Origin of the sequence: Micromonospora sp. LOL_024 (assembly GCF_048060415.1) — a bacterium.
Taxonomy (GTDB): Bacteria; Actinomycetota; Actinomycetes; order Mycobacteriales; family Micromonosporaceae; genus Micromonospora.
The window spans coordinates 1-16,372 of sequence record NZ_JBHMIS010000028.1; the positions used below are offsets into that span (position 1 = coordinate 1).

15 protein-coding genes are annotated in these 16,372 nt (G+C 71.9%); 7 read left to right on the plus strand and 8 right to left on the minus strand.

Translation table 11 applies throughout. The features are described 5' to 3' along the window. On the plus strand, nucleotides 1-577 hold a 577-nt coding region (locus ACFHWY_RS22425), incomplete at its 5' end, for an O-methyltransferase (protein WP_416582211.1). A gap of 25 nt (nucleotides 578-602) precedes the next feature. Here ACFHWY_RS22425 and ACFHWY_RS22430 read toward each other — a convergent pair. Beyond that, a complete protein-coding gene (locus ACFHWY_RS22430) occupies nucleotides 603-1,358 on the minus strand; it encodes an ABC transporter permease (RefSeq protein ID WP_416582212.1) in 756 nt (251 codons plus the stop codon). Nucleotides 1,359-1,376: 18 nt separating this feature from the next. Continuing rightward, nucleotides 1,377-2,336, minus strand: a complete 960-nt coding sequence (locus ACFHWY_RS22435; protein ID WP_416582213.1) for an ATP-binding cassette domain-containing protein — start codon at nucleotides 2,334-2,336, stop codon at nucleotides 1,377-1,379. Nucleotides 2,337-2,531: 195 nt separating this feature from the next. Between ACFHWY_RS22435 and ACFHWY_RS22440 the strand changes: the two genes are divergently transcribed. Both ACFHWY_RS22440 and ACFHWY_RS22445 read left to right on the plus strand, forming a co-directional pair. Next, nucleotides 2,532-4,280, plus strand: coding sequence for an acetyl/propionyl/methylcrotonyl-CoA carboxylase subunit alpha (locus tag ACFHWY_RS22440; RefSeq protein WP_416582214.1), 1,749 nt, complete (start codon nucleotides 2,532-2,534; stop codon nucleotides 4,278-4,280). Nucleotides 4,281-4,540: 260 nt separating this feature from the next. Then, nucleotides 4,541-5,980 carry a GuaB1 family IMP dehydrogenase-related protein gene (locus tag ACFHWY_RS22445; RefSeq protein ID WP_416582215.1) on the plus strand — a complete coding sequence of 480 codons (1,440 nt, stop codon included), beginning with the start codon at nucleotides 4,541-4,543 and terminating at the stop codon, nucleotides 5,978-5,980. Nucleotides 5,981-6,000: 20 nt separating this feature from the next. On the opposite strand, the gene thrS is transcribed toward ACFHWY_RS22445, so the two are convergent. Further along, entirely contained in the window at nucleotides 6,001-7,260 is a 1,260-nt protein-coding gene (gene thrS, locus ACFHWY_RS22450) for a threonine--tRNA ligase (protein ID WP_416582216.1), read from the minus strand. Between the two features lie 515 nt (nucleotides 7,261-7,775). Between thrS and ACFHWY_RS22455 the strand changes: the two genes are divergently transcribed. Beyond that, on the plus strand, nucleotides 7,776-8,390 hold the full coding sequence (locus ACFHWY_RS22455) for a DedA family protein (RefSeq protein ID WP_416582217.1): 615 nt from the start codon (nucleotides 7,776-7,778) through the stop codon (nucleotides 8,388-8,390). A 128-nt stretch (nucleotides 8,391-8,518) separates the two neighbouring features. Next, nucleotides 8,519-9,298 (plus strand): DUF998 domain-containing protein, encoded by a 780-nt coding sequence (locus ACFHWY_RS22460; protein WP_416582218.1) that lies wholly within the window; start codon nucleotides 8,519-8,521, stop codon nucleotides 9,296-9,298. On the opposite strand, the gene ACFHWY_RS22465 is transcribed toward ACFHWY_RS22460, so the two are convergent. Continuing rightward, on the minus strand, nucleotides 9,255-10,658 hold the full coding sequence (locus tag ACFHWY_RS22465; RefSeq protein WP_416582219.1) for an NAD(P)H-quinone dehydrogenase: 1,404 nt from the start codon (nucleotides 10,656-10,658) through the stop codon (nucleotides 9,255-9,257). The genes ACFHWY_RS22460 and ACFHWY_RS22465 overlap by 44 nt on opposite strands. Before the next feature lie 106 nt (nucleotides 10,659-10,764). Between ACFHWY_RS22465 and ACFHWY_RS22470 the strand changes: the two genes are divergently transcribed. Continuing rightward, nucleotides 10,765-11,220, plus strand: coding sequence for a gamma-glutamylcyclotransferase (locus ACFHWY_RS22470; protein ID WP_416582220.1), 456 nt, complete (start codon nucleotides 10,765-10,767; stop codon nucleotides 11,218-11,220). A gap of 138 nt (nucleotides 11,221-11,358) precedes the next feature. Here ACFHWY_RS22470 and ACFHWY_RS22475 read toward each other — a convergent pair whose 3' ends face one another. The 3 genes from ACFHWY_RS22475 to ACFHWY_RS22485 form a co-directional block, all read right to left on the minus strand. Continuing rightward, the gene (locus tag ACFHWY_RS22475) at nucleotides 11,359-12,096 is read right to left on the minus strand and encodes an SCO6745 family protein (protein ID WP_416582221.1); all 738 of its coding nucleotides are present in this window, start codon (nucleotides 12,094-12,096) and stop codon (nucleotides 11,359-11,361) included. Nucleotides 12,097-12,197: 101 nt separating this feature from the next. Further along, on the minus strand, nucleotides 12,198-13,133 hold the full coding sequence (locus ACFHWY_RS22480) for a hypothetical protein (protein ID WP_416582222.1): 936 nt from the start codon (nucleotides 13,131-13,133) through the stop codon (nucleotides 12,198-12,200). 4 nt (nucleotides 13,134-13,137) lie between these two features. Continuing rightward, entirely contained in the window at nucleotides 13,138-13,770 is a 633-nt protein-coding gene (locus tag ACFHWY_RS22485) for an MBL fold metallo-hydrolase (RefSeq protein ID WP_416582223.1), read from the minus strand. A 112-nt stretch (nucleotides 13,771-13,882) separates the two neighbouring features. Between ACFHWY_RS22485 and ACFHWY_RS22490 the strand changes: the two genes are divergently transcribed. Beyond that, the gene (locus ACFHWY_RS22490; RefSeq protein ID WP_416582224.1) at nucleotides 13,883-14,902 is read left to right on the plus strand and encodes a DUF4349 domain-containing protein; all 1,020 of its coding nucleotides are present in this window, start codon (nucleotides 13,883-13,885) and stop codon (nucleotides 14,900-14,902) included. On the opposite strand, the gene ACFHWY_RS22495 is transcribed toward ACFHWY_RS22490, so the two are convergent. Further along, on the minus strand, nucleotides 14,859-16,118 hold the full coding sequence (locus ACFHWY_RS22495; RefSeq protein ID WP_416582225.1) for an amidohydrolase: 1,260 nt from the start codon (nucleotides 16,116-16,118) through the stop codon (nucleotides 14,859-14,861). The two genes, ACFHWY_RS22490 and ACFHWY_RS22495, sit on opposite strands and share 44 nt — an antisense overlap. Between the last annotated feature and the right edge of the window lie 254 nt (nucleotides 16,119-16,372).

The window sequence follows — 16,372 nt, forward strand, 5'->3', positions numbered from 1 at the left end:
GTCGCTCACACGACCTCATAACCGCCGTGACCAGCAGTTACCCCAGAACGCAATAGCCCTGGCCCCGGAGCAGGCCGCCTTCCTGACATTCCTGACCCGGCTACTCGACGCCCGACACGCGGTCGAGGTGGGCACCTTCACCGGGCTCTCCTCGCTGGCGATTGCCCGAGGGCTGGCCGAGGGCGGGCTGCTGACCTGCTTCGACATCTCCGAGGAGTACACCGGCATCGCCCGCCGCTACTGGGCACGAGCCGGCGTCGACGACCGGATCGACCTGCGCATCGGGCCGGCCGGCAAGACTCTGCGGGACCTGCCGAACGAGCGTTACCTGGACTTCGCCTTCATCGACGCCGACAAGACTGGCTACCCGGTCTACTGGGCCGAACTGGTGCCCCGGATGCGGGCCGGCGGCGTGATCGCCGTCGACAACGTGCTGCGCAGCGGCCGGGTGGTGGCGCCGCAGAGCGTCGACGACCGTGCGATCGCGGCATTCAACGACGAAGTGCTCGCCGACGTGCGAGTGGATGCGGTGATGCTGCCCATCGCCGACGGCCTGACCCTCGCCCACGTGCACTGACATGCGTGCGCCCGCCAAATGCCCGTCAGCGGACGCTGCGGGCGAACTGGCGGGCCGCCCAGTAGACGCCGGCAGCGGCGAGCACCGCGATGATGCTCAGCCCCTGCCACACCCGGTCGTCGCCGACATCACCGTTGAACAGCGCCCGAGTGCCGTCGACCGCCCAGGAAAACGGGTTCCACTTGGCGACGCCCTGCAACCAGCCCGGAGCGAAGGCGAGCGGCAGCAGGATGCCGGAGAGCAGCAGCACCGGCTGGGCAACAGTGTTCATCAGCGGCGCCAGGGCATCCTCGCTCTTAACCTTGAGAGCGACGCCGTAGGAGACCGCCGAGGTCATCAGCGCGATCAGGGCGAGCATCAGGAACGCCAGCAGCAGGTCGCCGATGAACACGCGCAGGTCGAACAGGAGCGCCAGCAGTGTGATGATGACCGCCTGCGCCAGCAGCGACACGACGTCACGCAGCGAGCGGCCGAGCAGCAGGGCAAGCCGGCTGACCGGGGTGACCCGGGACCGCTCGATCACCCCGGCCCGCAGTTCGGCGATCAGGCCGAAGCCCTGGAAGAGGCCACCGAAAATGGCCAGCAGCACCAGCAGCCCGGGCACAAAGATCTTGTAAGCCTCGGCCTGGGTGGGTGCGCCGAGCGCGGGTTTGAGCAGGGGGGCGAAGAGAAGCAGGTACATCACCGGTTGGAAGATGCCGACGAAGACCCACACGGGATTGCGGAGCAGCAGGTGCAGCTGCCGCTGGAAGATCAGCCAGGTGTCGCGGGCGAGTTTCATCAGTTCTCCTGGTCGGGGTCAGGACTCGCGCAGCGAGCGGCCGGTCTTGGTGAGGAAGACGTCGTCGAGGCTCGGGCGGTGCAACTCGATGGACTTGAGGTCGAGCCCGGCACCGTCGATCCGGCGCAGGATCCGGGGAATGGCGGTGGCGCCGTCGTCGACGAAGAGCCGCAGGCCGCCCTCCTCCAGGGTTTCCAGCCGGCTCACGTACTCCTCGCCGTCGAGCAGCTTCTCGGCCTCACCGGTCGCGACGATGTCCAGGCCGACCAGCACGACGTCACCGGAGATCTCCCGCTTGAGGTCGGTCGGAGTCCCCTCGGCGACCAACTCGCCCTGATCCATGATCGCGATGCGGTCGCAGAGCGCGTCGGCCTCGTCCAGGTAGTGGGTGGTGATGAAGACGGTCATCCCGTCGGCGCGCAGCCGCCGAATCTCGTCCCACATGTGTGCCCTGCTCTGCGGGTCGAGCCCGGTGGTGGGCTCGTCCAGGAAGACGATTTTCGGCTCGTGGATGATGCCGAGCGCGATCTCGACGCGGCGCCGCTGGCCGCCGGAGTAGGTCTTGCATTTGCGGTCGGCGAACTCGGTGAGCTGGAACGCCTCCAGGGCGCGGGCGGCCCGCCGGTGCGCCTCGGCCTTGCCGATGTCGTACATCCGGGCCTGGAGCACCAGCTCCTCGCGTGCGGTGGACTCGTCCCAGGTGCTGCCGCCCTGGGCCACGTAGCCGATCCGGCGGCGTACCTCGCCCGGATCCTTCAGCAGGTCGGCACCGGCGATGGTGGCCTGGCCGCCGTCGGGTTCGATCAGCGTCGCCAACATCCGCAGGGTGGTGGTCTTGCCTGCGCCGTTCGGGCCCAGGAATCCGAAGATCTCGCTGGCCGGCACGTCCAGGTCGACGCCGCGTACCGCCTCGACGGTCTTCGTCTCCCGACCGGCCCGGCTGCGGAACGACTTCCGCAGCCCTCTGGTCTCGATCATCTTTGCTCCCCGCTCGTGCTCCCCGCCGATGACCTTCGTCGGCCACCATAGTCACCGGCAGTCGACCACATCGGTGTGACACCACGCCGCGACCAGCCTGGCCGGACGTGCGCCATCCCACACTGAGCGATCGTTAGGGCCGCTGGGGTGGCCGATAAACTCCCGGTCAGTAACCCGCCGGGAGGAGCCACCAAGGTGCGCAAGGTACTCATCGCCAACCGGGGCGAGATCGCTGTCCGGGTCATCCGCGCCTGCCAGGACGCCGGCCTGGGCAGCGTCGCGGTGTACGCGGACTCTGATCGGGATGCCCTGCACGCCACGCTCGCCGACGAAGCGTACGCGTTGGGCGGCGACACCGCAGCCGATTCCTACCTGAGCATCGGCAAGCTGATCGAGGTGGCCACCCGCTGCGGCGCCGACGGCGTGCACCCCGGATACGGCTTCCTCGCCGAGAACGCCGACTTCGCCCAGGCTGTCCTCGACGCCGGCCTGACCTGGATCGGCCCCGCCCCGCAGGCGATCCGCGACCTCGGCGACAAGGTCACCGCCCGGCACATCGCCCAGCGGGCCGGCGCTCCTCTGGTGCCCGGCACCGCCGACCCGGTCGCCGGCCCCGACGAGGTGGCGGCCTTCGCCGTCGACCACGGCCTGCCGGTGGCGATCAAGGCGGCCTTCGGCGGCGGCGGGCGCGGGCTGAAGGTGGCCCGCACGATGGAGGAGATTCCGCAGCTGTTCGAGTCGGCCACCCGCGAGGCGGTCGCCGCCTTCGGCCGAGGCGAGTGCTTCGTCGAGCGGTACCTCGACCAGCCGCGGCACGTCGAGGCGCAGGTTCTGGCCGACCAGCACGGCAACGTGATCGTGGTGGGTACCCGGGACTGCTCGTTGCAGCGCCGGCACCAGAAGCTGGTCGAGGAGGCGCCTGCGCCGTTTCTCACCACCGCGCAGCGGGCTCAGATCCACGACAGCGCCAGGGCGATCTGCCGGGAGGCCGGCTACCACGGTGCCGGCACCGTGGAATACCTGGTGGGCAACGACGGCACCGTTTCCTTCCTGGAGGTCAACACCCGGCTACAGGTGGAGCACCCGGTCACCGAGGAGACCGCCGGCATCGACCTGGTGCGCGAGCAGTTCCGTATCGCCGACGGCGAGAAGCTGCGGTTCACCGAGGACCCGATCGCGCGCGGACACTCCATCGAGTTTCGGATCAACGGCGAGGACCCGGGCCGCAACTTCCTGCCCGCCCCCGGCACGGTCACCGCACTGCGGCTGCCCACCGGCCCCGGGGTGCGGGTGGACACCGGGATTTCGGCCGGCGACGTGGTCGGCGGCAACTTCGACTCCCTGCTGGCCAAGCTGGTCGTCACCGGCGAGACCCGGACCGAGGCGCTGGAGCGGGCCCGCCGGGCGCTTTCCGAGATGGTTGTCGAGGGGATGGCGACGGCGCTGCCCTTCCACCGCCTGGTGGTCCGGGATCCCGCCTTCACCGCCGAGCCGTTCAGCGTGCACACCCGCTGGATCGAGACCGAGTTCGCCAACACCGTGCCACCGTTCGCCGCCGCCGGGGCCGTCGCGGTGCCGGCCGAACGCGAGACCGTCGTGGTGGAGGTGGCCGGCAAGCGGCTGGAGGTCAGCCTGCCCGCCGGGCTCGGTGGCGGTACGCCCAGTTCCGCGTCGGCCGTGCGGAAACCTGTCCGACGCGCCGGCGGTGCCACCGTCGGTGCGGCGGCGAGCGGCGACGCGCTCGGCTCGCCGATGCAGGGCACCATCGTGAAGATCGCGGTCGCCGACGGGGACACCGTCGCCGAGGGGGACCTCGTCGTGGTGCTGGAGGCGATGAAGATGGAGCAGCCGTTGTACGCGCACAAGGCGGGCACGGTCAGCGGCCTCTCGGCCGAGGTGGGCGCGGTGATCACCTCTGGCGCCGCCATCTGCACCATCGCCTGAGGGGTGGGGGGCTCAGCGGGGGGCGTCGGCGGCGACCGCGCAGACGGCGGTGCTCACCGCGGTCAGCACCGGCGAGTCGAGCCGCCGGTGCTGCCGGTGGAACGCCTTCGTACTGTGGTTCACCGCGCTCGGTGCGGGTACGTGCCGGCTCGTCCCGCTGCTCGCGCGCACCCGAATCTGACGGTCCTCGACGGCGTGATCGCGGTGGTGATGGTCGCAGTGGCCGTGGCCCTGCTACCTGGTTGAGCAATGATGGCCGGGTGCAGTTCCTTGATGGCGCGATTCCCGGGTACGACCTGACCTACAACGACGTTTTCATGGCACCGGCCCGTTCGAAGGTGGGCTCGCGGCTCGATGTCGACCTGGCCACCGGCGACGGCACGGGCACCACCATCCCGCTGGTGGTGGCGAACATGACGGCGGTCGCCGGCCGGCGGATGGCGGAGACGGTGGCCCGGCGTGGCGGCATCGCGGTGATCCCGCAGGACATCCCGATCGACGTGGTGGCCGAGGTCGTCGCCTGGATCAAGCAGCGGCACCTGGTGCACGACACCGCGATCGCGCTGGGGCCAACCGACACCGTCGGTGACGCCATCCACCTGTTGCCGAAGCGGGCGTACGGCGCGGTGATCGTGGTCGACGAGGCGGGCCGGCCGATGGGCGTGGTGACCGAGGCCGACACCGTCGGCGTGGACCGTTTCGCCCAGCTGCGGCACGTGATGTCAGCCGAGTTGCACACCGTGCCGGCCGACGCGGACCCGCGTACCGGCTTCGACCGACTCTCGGCCGGACGGCGCCGGCTGGCACCCGTCGTCGACGGCGAGGGACGGCTGGTCGGCGTGCTGACCCGGCCCGGCGCGCTGCGGGCGACGCTCTACCGGCCGGCGGTGGACGACCTCGGCCGGCTGCGGATCGCGGCGGCGGTGGGCATCAACGGTGATGTGGCCGGCAAGGCCGCGGCGCTGTTGGAGGCGGGAGCCGACACCCTGGTCGTCGACACCGCGCACGGCCACCAGGAACGGATGATCTCCGCCCTGCGGACCGTACGCGGGCTCGACCCGGCCGTCCCGGTGGCCGCCGGGAACGTGGTCACCGCCGAGGGGGTACGCGACCTGGTCGAGGCGGGTGCGGACATCATCAAGGTCGGCGTCGGGCCGGGCGCGATGTGCACCACCCGGATGATGACCGGGGTGGGCCGGCCACAGTTCTCGGCGGTGCTCGACTGTGCGGCGGCAGCCCGCGAGCTGGGCCGCCACGTGTGGGCCGACGGTGGGGTACGGCATCCCCGGGACGTGGCGCTGGCGCTGGCCGCCGGGGCGTCGAACGTGATGATCGGTTCCTGGTTCGCCGGCACCTACGAGTCCCCCGGTGACCTCTACACCGACGAGGAGGGCCGGCGCTACAAGGAGAGTTTCGGGATGGCCTCGGCGCGCGCGGTCAGCGCCCGGACCGCCGAGGACAGCCCTTACGACCGCGCCCGTAAGGCGATCTTCGAGGAGGGCATCTCGTCGGCCCGGATGTACCTGGACCCGACCCGGCCCGGGGTGGAGGACCTGATCGACGAGATCATCTCGGGGGTGCGCAGCGCGTTCACCTACGCCGGTGCGCGCAGCCTCGAAGAGTTCCACGAACGGGTGCTGGTCGGCGTCCAGAGCACCGCCGGCTACACCGAGGGGATGCCGCTGCCGACCAGCTGGTGAAAGCTGGCCGGCACCCGGTCTCAGTCGATGGGCAGCAGGTCGCCGGTGCGGGCGGCCACCACTGCGGCGACCAGGCCGATCATGTCCGACTCGGGCAGCGGTTCCAGTGCCCGGCCGTCGCGTAGCCGCAGCGCCACCCGGCCGTCGGCCGCCTCCCGCGCGCCCAGCACCGCGACGTACGGGATTCGTCGGCGGGCCGCGTCACGGACCCGGGCGCCCAGCGATCCACCATGGTCCACCTCGACCCGTAGCCCCACCTCGGTGGCTCGACGGGCCAGGTCGACGGCCACGCCGGCCTGACCGTCGCCGACCGGCAGGACCACCATCTGCACGGGGGCGTACCAGGCCGGGAAGGCTCCCTGGTGCACCTCGATCAGGTAGGCGAAGAGTCGCTCCATGCTGCCGACAAGGCTGCGGTGCACCATCACCGGCCGCCGCCGCGCCCCGCCCGAGTCGTGGTACGACAGGTCGAACCGCTCCGGCTTGTCGAAGTCGAGTTGAACGGTGGAGATGGTCAGCTCCCGCCCGGCGGCGTCCAGCACCTGGATGTCGATCTTCGGGCCGTAGAAGGCCGCCTCGCCCGGCGCATCGGTGTAGGCCACCTGACCGAGTGCGGCGCGGAGCAGTTCCTCGGCCCGGGCCCAGTCCGCGTCGCCGCCGACGTACTTCTCCCCCGGCCCGCGCCGGGACAGCCGTACGCCCGCCGGACGCACCCCGAGCGCGTCGTGCGCCGCGCGGATCAGCCTGAGGATCTCCGACACTTCCTGGCCGACCTGCTCCAGCGCGCAGAAGTTGTGCGCGTCGTTGAGGGTGATGGCGCGTACCCGGGACAGCCCGCCGAGGACCCCCGAACGCTCCGCCCGGTACATGCCGCCGATCTCGGCCACCCGCATCGGCAGGTCCCGGTAGGAGCGGCCACGGGTGCGGTAGACCAGTGCGTGGTGGGGGCAGAGCGCCGGGCGCAGCACCAGCTCGTCGTCGGCCTCGCCGAGCCGCATCGGCGGGAACATCTCGGCGGCGAAGTAGCCGAGATGCCCGGAGGTCTCGAACAGTTCGCGCCGGCCCAGCGGCGGGGTGTGCACGTGCTGGTAGCCGGCTCGGCGTTCCAGGTCACGCAGGTACTCCTCGATGGCGTGCCGGGCGGCGGCGCCGGCCGGCAGCCAGATCGGCAGGCCGGCACCGGTGAGCGGATCGGTGGCGAACAGGTTTAGGTCCCGGCCGAGCCGGCGGTGGTCGGTCATGTCGCGCTCCTTGGCGGTACGCCCCGACGCGACCTTCACCCACGACGTACGAGGCCCCGGGCGGTTCGCCCGGGGCCTCGGTAGACGGAAGACGTCAGTGCGGCGCGCCAGGCTTCCCCGGCGTCGTCGTCAGCACCGCACCACACATGCCGTGACCGTACTCCCGCGCCACGCGCCGCCGCACCTCGTTAACCGGGCGGCCCGGACGCAGGCCCGCGCTTCGGGGTCGAGCGGCGATCGGGTGGATCGGGGCCGGGCCGCTGGCACGGGACCTGCCAGCGGCCCGGCGGCGGCTCGGGCATCAGGAACGCGGGACCTGATGCTCACCGGGCCACGCGCCGACAACGGTACGCTGCCGGAAGACGATCTGGCGACCGCCCAATTCCAACCACCTTCGTCGATATTCAGATGGTCGGCCGAGTGCCCGCCGACACCTGCGACCCCGTTGAGGCGAGGTGTCGCTGGTCACGGCCGGCCAGGGCAGGTCGGGGTGACGCCCGACACGCCGTCAGGATCGGAACGTTCCGATCGGAGAAGTTCGCGAGGTGGCGCAGGTGCCCGAACTACTCACCCAGGTGGCGTCGCCGGGCCTAGCGTACCTCGCACTGTTCGGCCTGCTGCTCGTGGACGCCTTCGTACCGGTGGTGCCCACCCAACTGCTGATGCTCACCGGCGGCGCGCTCACCGTGCACGGCGGGTTGAGCCTGCCGTGGACCGTCGCCGCCGGAGCACTCGGCGTGCTCGCCGGGGACCTGGGCTGCTACCTGCTGGGCCGTGGCGCACCGGGACGGCGGCCACCCCGGCCGGTCGGCACCGGGCGTACCCGGCGGATGGCCGGCCGGGTCACCCGAGGCCTGCGCCGGTCCGGGCCGGTGACGATCCTGCTCTGCCGCTTCGTGCCCGGCGGTCGGATGGCCGCCTGCTTCGCTGCCGGCCGCAGCCGGTACCCACTTCGGTTCTTCCTGCCCTACGCCACCGTCGCGGCGGTCGCCTGGGCCTCCTACGGCGGGCTGCTCGGGCACCTGGGCGGTGCGGCGCTGACCGGGTCCACCTGGCAGATGGTGGCGATCGCGGCGGTGGCCGCCGCCGGCTTCGCGCTGACCGGCTGGGCGCTCGCCCTGGTCGCCGCCCGGCTGACCCGGGCCCCTGCCGGGACGCCCGCCGACTGAACGGACCGGCGGGCGGCCACCCGGACCCGGCCAGGGAGATGCCCGATCACGGGTAGGGGTGGTCCCTGGGATCGATTTCGGTGCTCGTCCCGGATCCGCCTGGGGTGTCGCCAACGACAGGCTGAGGTATGCCCGGAAACCGAAACGGCGGGGTACTGGCTCTCGGCGGGATCGCCCTCGCGGCCCTGCTCGCGATCGTCGGACACCTGGGGGTGGACGGCTTGGACCCGGTGAGCCTGACCGTCAGCGACTACGCCGTCTCCGACTCCGGCGGAGTCATCCACGTGGCCATGCTCCTGCTCGCCGCCGCCTCCGCGATGCTCGTCCCGGCCCTACGCCAGCTCGGTGCGCCCGGAGTGACCCGGGTAGGCGCGGTCGGCGGTGGAGAAGCCCGTGCCGGGCGGCGGGGAATGGTCGCCGAGGTGCTGTTGGCGGCCTGGGCGGGTGGGCTGCTGGTGGCGGGGTTGGTGCCGACGAATCCGCCTGGCACCGAGATGAGCACCGCCGCATACGTGCACCGGTACGCCTCGGTGGTCGCCTTCCTGGCCCTGCCGGTCGCCGGCTGGCTGCTCGCCGCCCGGCTCCCCACCGACGCCCGCGCCCGCCACTGGCTGCGCGCGCTGACCCTGGCCAGCCTGCTGCTGGCCGCCGCCATGGTCTGGTCCGCCTATCCCGGAGACCGAGCCCTGTACGGCCTGATCGAGCGCGCCCTCATCCTCACCGAAGTCGCCCTGCTGACCCTCCTGGCCGTCATCCTCGCCCCCGCAGCCGTCGATCATGCAGTTGTGGCACCCCGCGAAAGCCGCGAACCGGCACAGATCAACAACCACAACTCCATTATCGGCGAGCCGGATGGGGTGGGGGTCACTCCAGTTCGTGGAGCATCAGTTGGCGGGCGGCCTCGGTGACCGAGCCGGAGAGGCTCGGGTAGATGGTGATCGTCTGGGCCAGCTCGTTGACGGTGAGGTTGTTCTCGACCGCCATGGTGATCGGGAGGATCAGCTCGCTGGCCTTGGGGGCGACCACCACACCGCCGATCACCTGGCCGCTGGCCGGGCGGCAGAACAGCTTGACGAAACCGTCCGCGATCTCGTCCATCTTCGCCCGGGCGTTGCCACCCAGCGGCAGCATCACCTGACGGGCCGGCACCCTGCCCGCATCCACCTCGTCCTGCGACACGCCGACCGTGGCCAGCTCCGGATCGGTGAAGACGTTCGCCGCGACGGTACGCAGCCGCAACGGCCGGACCGCCTCGCCGAGCGCGTGCCACATGGCGATCCGGCCCTGCATGGCGGCGACGCTGGCCAGCGGCAGTACCCCCGTGCAGTCGCCGGCCGCGTAGATGCCGGGCACGTTGGTCCGGGAGACCCGGTCCACCGTCACGTACCCGCCGCGGGCCAGCTCGACGCCGTACTCGGCCAGGCCCAGTTCGGCGGTGTTGGGGATCGAGCCGACCGCGATCAGCGCGTGCGAGCCGGACGCCTTACGGCCGTCGGAGAGCTCGACCTCGACGCCACTGTCGGTGCGGCGGACGCCCTCGGCGCGGGAGTTGTTCAGGATGCTCATGCCCCGGGTCCGGAAGACCTGTTCGATCGACTGGGCGGCGTCGGCGTCCTCGTGCGGCATCACCCGGTCCCGGCTGGAGACCAGGGTCACCTCGACCCCCATCGCCAGGTACGCGCTGGCGAACTCGGCGCCGGTCACCCCGGAGCCGACGACGATCAGGTGTTCCGGCAGCTCAGGCAGGTCGTACACCTGCCGCCAGGTCAGGATGCGCTCGCCGTCGGGTACCGCGGTGGGCAGTTGGCGGGGGGTGGCGCCGGTGGCGATCAGCACCGTGCCGGCGTCGATGGCGTACGCCGCCTCCTCACCGTCCGGCGTGACGATCACCCGGTGGGTGTGACCGAGCGCGTCCTCACCGAGCCGGGCCCGCCCGGCGACGAAGGTGACCCCGGCCTTGAGCAGTTTGGCGTGGATGTCGGCGGACTGCGCCAGAGCGAGCCGCCTGACCCGCTCGTGGACCGTCCGGGCGTCGACGGTGACCGCTTCCAGGCCGTCGGAGTGCACCCCGAACACCTCGGTGTCGCGGTACCCGGTCACCACCTCGGAGCTGGCGATGAACGTCTTCGACGGTACGCAGTCGGACAGTACACAGGCACCTCCGGCGCCGTCGGTCTCCACGACGGTGACGTCGGTGCCCAACTGGGCGGCCACCAGCGCCGCCTCGTAGCCCGCCGGCCCCCCGCCAATGATCACGATCCGGCTCACCACGACCGCCCTTCGTCGATGCTCACAGTGACTTTCTTCTCCCCGACACGTCCGACACGCACCGCCGTGTTCTCCTCCGGCCGCCGGCCGGGCTATCGTCATCGCCGTGCGTCACTACGCCGCCTACGGCTCGAACCTGGACCCCGCTCGGATGCGGGCCTACTGTCCGCACTCCCCGATGGTCGGCATCGGTTGGCTGGAGGGCTGGCGGCTCACCTTCGCCGGCGATGACGTGATCGGCTGGGAGGGCGCGGTCAGCTCCGTGGTCGAGTCTCCCGGCGACCGGGTGTTCGTGGCGCTCTACGACATCCACCCGTACGACGCGGCCCAGTTGGACGAGATCGAGGGCGTCACCTCCGGCACGTACCGGAAGCTGACCGTCCGCGTCTCGACGCTGGACGGCGAGGTGACCGCCTGGGTCTACGTCTTCGACGGCTACGAGGGTGGCCTGCCCACCTCGTGGTACCTGTCGGAGATCGCTAACGCTGCTGAGAAGGCGGGCGCGCCCGACGACTACGTCACCGAACTGCGGTCCCGCCCCACCGGCACCGCATCGGCGTAGCGCGTCTCCCACTCCCCCAGTCTGCTACCGCCCGCCATCGCGGCAGGCGGCGACCCCGAACCTGGGGGGATCCATCACAGCCCGGTACGGCCCACGCCGCCGCGCCGATGCCCGCCCCGACGCCGTGCGGTCGCGGTTTCAGCGTTGGGTGTGCGCCCGCGCGACGGCCAGCAGCTCGACCAGTTCGGCACCGTCGACCGGGCCGAGCGCCACGAACGCGGGCGCGACGAGGCGGTCGGTCACCGCCTCGGCCCACAGCCGCCGCCGCACCAGCGGCCCGACCGATGGGTACGGCGGCGGCCAGCCGCAGGCCATCGCGCCGTTCTCGCCCTCGGGACCGGCCAGCACCGCCTCCAACGGGGTCATCCCGCTGGCGCGTACGGCGACCAGGTGGGCGCCGGTGAAGTGTTCCCGCATCAGGCGCAGCCCGACGGCCAGCCGGGCGCCGGCGCTCCGGGCGTCTGACGGCATGGCCCGCCAGGCCGCGAAGAGTGGCATGGCGCTGGCGTCGGCCGCCGCTACGGCCTGCTCCACCAGCGCCGCGAGCCGGTCGGCGAAAGGCAGGTCGGACAGGGTCTCCTCGCCCCACCGGGCACACTCGGTCAGGCTGGCGGCGGCCACCTCGGAGGGTCGTACGGTGCGGATCGCGGCGTCCCACCCGTCGGCCACGGCCTCGGGGGCGATGAAACCGAGGGCGGCGGCCACCGTCTCGGCCCGCACGTCACCCAGCGCGCCGGCCCGCCCGGTGATGTAGAACGCCCAACCGGAGATGCCGAGCAGCCGTGCCCGGCGCAGCGTGGTGGGACAGCGGTTGTACTCCTCGCCGAGCGCGAGCACTCCCGGCTTGCCTGCGGTGGCGACCTGTTCCGGTGTCATCCGTCACCGGCCGTGTGGGATCCGACCGAAGGTCCGGCCGTGTGGGATCCGACCGAAGGTCCGGCCGTGTGGGATCCGACCGAAGGTCCGTCCATGGGGGATCAGTCTGCCGGTCTGTCGCCCACCTCGGCATCCCCCTCCTCGACGTCCAACGCCTCAATCGCGGCCTCGACCTCGCCGCTGCGGCGTCGGGCGGCGCTGGCGGCCCGTTCGGCGGCCCGTCGGGCCAGCCGGGAGCGGCTGAGTTCCTGTTCGGCGACGGCCCGGCGACGTTCCAGCTCGGCCAGCTCCGTCTCGACCGCATCCAGGGCGGCGACCCCGTCGCGTTCGGCCGCCACCGCGCCGGCCAGCTCCGTCTCGGCCCGTTCCTGGTCGGTACGCGCCAGCGCCAGCTCCTTCTCCACCGCCTTGCGGCGCCGGGCCCGATCGGCGCGGGCGGCCCGCTCGGCCTGTTCGGCGCGGACCACGCCCCGATCCGGCGCCCGTTGCCGGGCCGGCGGGACGACCGGCGGCTCATCCCCGCCGGTGACCAGGCGCAGCTGTGGCCGGGGCACCTCGCCGAACCCGGCGTAGTGGACCGAGCGCAGCAGCCGCCCCGAACGCACCTGTTCGGCGACCTCGACGTCGGAGAGGGCGGCGTTGAGGGTCGCCTCGACCTCGGCCAGCGGCAGCTTCCCGCCCGGCGGGGCGCCCGCTGCGTCGGCGGCGAGCCGGCGTACCTCGGCGACGAGCGCGCCCACCACGGCCCGCCGCTGAGCGGACAGCTCCCGCAGCCGCGGGCCGCGCAGCTCGCGCTGGGCCTCGCGGAGGGATTCGGCCAGGTGCGCCAGGTCGGCCACCAGGTCCGGCCGTTCGAGGGCGAGCAGGTTGACCAGCCAGGCGGCCACGGTGGGCCGGCGGAGCCGGGCTATTTCGCGGGCGGTACGTGGGTCGCCGGCACGGCGGGCCTGCGCGGCGGCGGTGTCCCGGACGGTTACGAACCGCTCCGGTGGCGTGCGGTAGAGCTGCTCGACGAGGTCGGACGGTGGACCGGACATCGGCTCAGCCGTCGATCCGACTGCCCGGCTCCAGCCGCTGGTACTCGCTGCCGGACAGCGCGGTGTACTGCCGGTCGAGCACCGCGTAGCCGTTGCCGTTGAGTAGGGCGTCGTGCAGCGCGAAGACCCGCCGCGGGGCTACCGCCCGGATGAAGTCGACCACCTCGGAGAACTTCGACCAGGGCGCGTGTATCGGGGCGAACAGTGTGTCGACCTGGACGTCGTCCGGGGCGAACAGGGCGTCGCCCGGGTGGTAGACGACGTCGTTCAGGAGATATCCGAGGTTGTCGATCACCGGGATGTCGGGGTGGATCACCGCGTGTCGGCCACCGTAGGCGCGTACCGGGACACCTGCGGCGGTGAACGACTCGCCGGGGGTGACCGGGCGCAGCGCCTGCGCCGCGTCGCCGAGGGTGCCGGCCAGCGCCGCCGGGCCGTGGATGACGATCGGGCGTCGCTCCAGCTGACGGTTGACCGCCTCGACGTCGAGGTGGTCCGGGTGCTCGTGGGTGATCAGCACCGCGTCGGCCCCGTCCAGCACTTTCGCCGGCTCGCTGAACACCCCGGGATCGACGACCAGCACACCACCGTCGTGCTCGACCCGCAAACACGAGTGAGCGTACTTGGTGAGCCGCATCGTGATGCCTCCTTATCGAATCGTGATGTCCTCAGCGCAGTCTGCCGGAACCCGTGTGGTGGCGCGCGACGTCCGAGCTATCACCCACCCGGGTCTGAGGAAGGGGAACGGGATGACGAAGAACAGCACCCGCCGTCGCGGGACCACGGCGGTGTCCGCGTTGGTGACGCTGCTGGTGCTCGCCGGCTGCGGTGGTGGCCGCGGCGGCGACGATTCAGAAACGGCGGGCATGGCGGCCGACGCGGTCGCGCCGGCCCAGGAGGGTGCCGCCGCCGTGCCGGGTGAGGCCGTTGCGCCCGACAGAGCCCAGGGCGAGGTCGCTGCGCCCGGCAGGGCCCAGGGCGAGGCCGGGGCGGCGACGGACACCCGGGTCGACCAGCGGGCCATCATCTACACCGGTTCCATCCGGGTGCAGGTGGACGACGTGGATGCCGCCGCGCGGGACGCCACGGCTGCGGCCACCCGGGTCGGCGGCTTCGTCGGCGGGGACCAGCGCAGCAGCTCCGACGCCGACGCGGTCGCCGAGTTGGAACTGCGGGTGCCGGCGGACCGCTTCCACCCGGTGGTGGAGGAGCTGGCGGGCCTCGGTCGCCAGGAGCGCCGTGAGATCGGCACCCAGGACGTCACCGAGGAGACCATCGACCTCGACGCCCGGATCACCAGCCAGCGTGCCCGGGTCGAGAGCGGGCGGCGGCTGCTCGCCCAAGCCAACTCGATCAGCGACCTGGTGAGCATCGAGAACGAGCTGGCCCGCCGGGAGGCCGACCTCGCGTCGTTGGAGGCGAAGAAGCGGCGGCTGGGCGACCTGACCGCACTGTCCACGATCACGGTCACCCTGGTGGGGCCGGGCGTCACGACCGCCGTGGAGGAGGAGAACCAGATCGGCTTCCTGGTCGGGCTCGACGGCGGCTGGAAGGTCTTCCTGGCCTCGATGACCATCCTGCTCACCGCGCTCGGGGCGGTCCTGCCGTGGCTGCTCGTCCTCGGCGTTCCGCTGGGGGCGGTGTGGTGGCTGAGCCGCCGGCGGCATCGGAGCCGGGACCCGCTGCCGGAGCTCGTCGCGCCGGCCGACACGCCGCCGCCGAGTGTCAGCGCACCGCCGCCAGTGCCTGGAGCGCGGTCTGCACCATGAGCCGTACGCCGGCCGGGATGGCGCGTTCGTCCACGTCGAACGACGCCCGGTGCAGGTCCACGTTCGGCCCGGAGCGGCCGACCCCGAGCCGGGCCAGGGCACCGGGGACGTACTCCAGATACCAGGAGAAGTCCTCACCGCCCATGCTCTGCGGGGTCTCCGCGACGCCCTCCGGGCCGAGCGCGGCAGTGGTGGCCGCGGTCAGCACCCCGATCGCCCGCGCGTCGTTGCAGACCGGCGGCCGCCCGCGCAGGTACTCCAGATCAACCGTGGCTCCGGTCGGGGCGATGACGTCCCGGACCACCTGAGAAACGATTTTCGGCGCTGACTCCCAGGCGTCGCGGTCCATCACCCGCAGCGTGCCGGAGGCGGACGCCTCGGAAGGGATGACGTTGTACCGGGTGCCGGCGGAGGCGTGACCGAAGACGAGCAGCAGCCCGCTGTTGGCCGGTACCCGGCGGCTGACCAGGGCGGGCACCTCGGTGATCAGCCGGCCGAGCGCGTCGACCAGGTCGACGGTCAGGTGCGGGCGGGCGGTGTGCCCGCCCGGACCGGTGAGCCGGACGGTGACGTTGTCGGCGGCGGCGGTGATCGGCCCGACCCGTAGGCCCACCTGCCCGACGGGCAGGTTGGGGTCGCAGTGCAGCGCGAAGATCTGCGTCACGTCGTCGAGACCGCCGGCCTCGATCACCTCCAGCGAGCCGCAGGGCAGGATCTCCTCGGCGGGCTGGAAGATCAGTCGTACCCGGCCGGGCAGCTCGCCCAGGTCGGCGAGCTGCGCGAGCAGCATGCCGACACCCAGCATGACGGTGGTGTGCACGTCGTGCCCGCAGGCGTGGCAGACCCCGTCGACCGTGGAGCGGTACGGCACGTCCTTGACGTCGGTCAACGGCAGCGCGTCGATGTCGGCGCGCAGCGCGATCACCGGCCCGTCGGGGCGGCCGTTGATGTCACAGATGACTCCGTTGCCCTTGGGTAGCAGGCGCGGGTGCAGCCCGGCCAGGGTGAGTTCCCGGGCGATCAGGGCCGCCGTCTCGAACTCCGCGCCGGACAGTTCCGGATGCGAGTGGATGTGACGGCGCGTGGCGATCAGGCCCGGTACCCGGAGGGCGAGCAGGTGATCCAGCTCGAAGGGAAGGGGCAGGGAACCGGACGGTCCCGCCGGCCAGGACGGCGCCAGCTGGTTGCCGGTTGGCATCGTCAACGCACTCGTCACGTCGAATTCTCTTCGATCACTAGGAATGGATGGATCATCGGGAACAGCTGACAGCAGCGTAGACCTCCGACGGTAACTCTGCGCAACCTCGTTCCGGTGATGGTCGGACCGCACAGCGTCACGTATGCCCTGCTGAGAGCGCCCGGAGGTGTGCTGGACAGCAGGTAGATCGCGCTCGAACGCCACCATTCGCCCCCCACCTCCTACAACGCGTAATCATGTCTGCGGCTTGAGAATCTCTCCGAAACCCATCG

Excerpts from the sequence above, each read along its gene's own strand:
- ACFHWY_RS22490 (WP_416582224.1), top strand. The coding sequence starts at position 13,883 with ATGACGAAGAACAGCACCCGCCGTCGCGGGACCACGGCGGTGTCCGCG.
- ACFHWY_RS22435 (WP_416582213.1), bottom strand. The coding sequence starts at position 2,336 with ATGATCGAGACCAGAGGGCTGCGGAAGTCGTTCCGCAGCCGGGCCGGT.
- ACFHWY_RS22475 (WP_416582221.1), bottom strand. The coding sequence starts at position 12,096 with ATGACACCGGAACAGGTCGCCACCGCAGGCAAGCCGGGAGTGCTCGCG.
- ACFHWY_RS22480 (WP_416582222.1), bottom strand. The coding sequence starts at position 13,133 with ATGTCCGGTCCACCGTCCGACCTCGTCGAGCAGCTCTACCGCACGCCA.
- ACFHWY_RS22430 (WP_416582212.1), bottom strand. The coding sequence starts at position 1,358 with ATGAAACTCGCCCGCGACACCTGGCTGATCTTCCAGCGGCAGCTGCAC.
- ACFHWY_RS22485 (WP_416582223.1), bottom strand. The coding sequence starts at position 13,770 with ATGCGGCTCACCAAGTACGCTCACTCGTGTTTGCGGGTCGAGCACGAC.
- ACFHWY_RS22460 (WP_416582218.1), top strand. The coding sequence starts at position 8,519 with ATGCCCGGAAACCGAAACGGCGGGGTACTGGCTCTCGGCGGGATCGCC.